The sequence below is a fragment of the Actinomadura logoneensis genome, assembly GCF_003428695.1.
In the GTDB taxonomy this organism is placed as follows: Bacteria; Actinomycetota; Actinomycetes; order Streptosporangiales; family Streptosporangiaceae; genus Spirillospora; species Spirillospora logoneensis.
This window is the reverse complement of sequence record NZ_QURH01000563.1, coordinates 1-1,710: the sequence shown is the minus strand read 5'-3', so window position 1 is coordinate 1,710 and position 1,710 is coordinate 1. Positions and strand designations below refer to the sequence as shown.

Below are 1,710 nucleotides of genomic sequence, written 5' to 3'. Positions count from 1 at the left end.
GCCGGCGCCGTCCCGGCGGGGGTGTCGCGGACGGCCCCTCCGACGGGAAGGTCCCGGCCTCCGGCTGCGGGACCGCGCCGCAGCCCGCCAGCAGGACGGCGCCGAGCAGGGCGCCGGCGAGCGGAACGGCGGCGGACCGGACGGCGGCGGACCGGACGGCGACGAACCGGTGTATGGCGGGCCGACGGGCGGCGAACCGGCGTAGGGCGGGCTTGCGCACGGCGGGCCGACGGACGGCGGGCCTGCGGACGGCGGGCCGGGCTGGGGCGGAGGGGACACCGGTGGGGCGCTTGCGCATGGACCACTTCCTCGGTGCGGGCGTGTCAGGGGAGGACGCCGCTCCGCCCGCACCGGTTCACAAGCCGCCCGATCCCGGACATCCCCGGCCTGCGGCTCAGTCCGGACGGGGCGCCGGGTCCGTCGTGACCGAGCGCAGCAGCGGACGGCTCAGGGCGCTCGCGCCGAGGATGCCGCCGAACCCGAGGACCAGGAACACGCCCAGGGTGATCGCGCCGGACGCCCCGAACCCCATGGCGAACGGGGCGGCGAAGAACAGGCCCGTCAGGACGGATCCGCCGCCCATGACCAGCAGCGGGACCAGGGTCTCCCGGCGGCGGGCCCGGTCCAGCACCTCCAGCGGCGTCCCGGCCAGGCGCAGCATGGCGTAGGTCTGGCGGCGGTCCAGCACGGCGGACGCGCCGGTGATCCCCGCGCTGGTGATCGCGATCAGGAACGAGACGCCGAGGACCGTCAGCGCGCCGGTGCGCAGGTCGCCCAGCAGCCGCGCGGACGCGTTGTCGGCGTCCGCGGGGGTGGTCGCGGTGTGGCCGGGGACGAGGCCGGCCAGGGCCGTCCGGGCGCGGTCCACGTCCGTCCGGCCGCCCCGCACGGTCGTCTCCAGGACCGTGGCGTCCTTGCCGCGGCGCACGGTGACGGTGGTGGGCAGTCCGTGCAGGCGCTCGCGCGCCTGCCCCGCGACGCTCTCGGCGGACGCGGCGGGCACGGTGATCTCCAGGCGGTCGGCGGCGCCGTGCCGGACCATCGCGGACGTGGGGTTCAGCAGCGCCAGGAAGCCCGCGACGAACCCGGTGAGGGCGATGCCCGCGACGGTGCGCCAGGCCGAGCGCGGGTCGTCCACCAGGCGGCGGCCCGCGAGCAGGCCGGCCGGTCCGCGCGCGGTCCCGGCGGTGATCCGGCCGATCAGCGCGACGATCCACGGGCCGACCAGGTTGATGCCGAGGAAGGCCAGCGCCAGGAAGACCAGCAGCAGGACCAGGCCGATCCGGCCGAAGGACGTCAGGCTGCCCGCCATCACCCCGAAGACGACCACGATGGCCAGGAACACCAGGGGCCGGACGGCGCGCAGCGCGGGCGGCGTCTCGCGGCGGGCCACGCCGAGCGGGCTGACCACGACGCGGCGCAGGCCCGCGACGGCGCTGATCCCGACCAGGACCGGCACGGCGGCGAGGATCGGCAGCGTCCAGAGGCCGGGCCACAGGTCGGCGGCGTACCAGGTGCCGCCCGCGATGGCGATCCGGGTGAGGCCGGGCAGCGCGGCGGCGAACAGGGCCGTCCCGAGGACGGCCCCGGCGGCGGCGGTCAGCACGGCCTCGGCGGTGGTGACGGCGACGACCTGGCCGGGCGTCGCGCCGACCAGCCGGAGCGCGGCGAGCCGCCCGTCGCGGCGGGCGACGGTGAGCCGCGCGGCGG

General features: G+C 78.2%; 2 protein-coding genes. Both read right to left on the bottom strand.

Features of this window, described 5'->3' with window-relative positions; translation table 11 throughout:
- The coding region (locus DZF91_RS24180) for a hypothetical protein (protein ID WP_199486850.1) at positions 1–298 on the bottom strand (298 nt) is incomplete at its 3' end.
- Positions 299–394: 96 nt separating this feature from the next.
- The coding region (locus tag DZF91_RS40225) for an ABC transporter permease family protein (protein ID WP_117359587.1) at positions 395–1,710 on the bottom strand (1,316 nt) is incomplete at its 5' end.